Source organism: Stenotrophomonas sp. SrG (genome assembly GCF_050031795.1).
GTDB lineage: Bacteria > Pseudomonadota > Gammaproteobacteria > Xanthomonadales > Xanthomonadaceae > Stenotrophomonas > Stenotrophomonas rhizophila_A.
Genome location: NZ_JBNBBE010001665.1, coordinates 1 through 231, shown reverse-complemented (window position 1 = coordinate 231; position 231 = coordinate 1). Strand labels below are relative to the sequence as shown.

General features: G+C 65.4%; 1 pseudogene. It reads right to left on the bottom strand.

The window, feature by feature from the left end:
• Window positions 1–231, bottom strand: a pseudogene (locus ACQG3P_RS25030) (thiazole synthase); the annotation flags it as partial.

Below are 231 nucleotides of genomic sequence, written 5' to 3'. Positions count from 1 at the left end.
CATCGCAGCCCAGCTCCATGGCAATGGCCGCATCCGACGCGGTGCCCACGCCGGCATCGACGCTGATCGGCACCTTGGCGCTTTCGATGATGTCCAGCAGGTTGTACCTGTTCTGGATGCCCAGCCCCGAACCGATCGGTGCGGCCAGCGGCATCACCGCCCCGCAGCCGATCTCTTCCAGCCGCTTGGCCAGGAACGGGTCATCGGAGGTGTAGACCATCACCTCGAAGC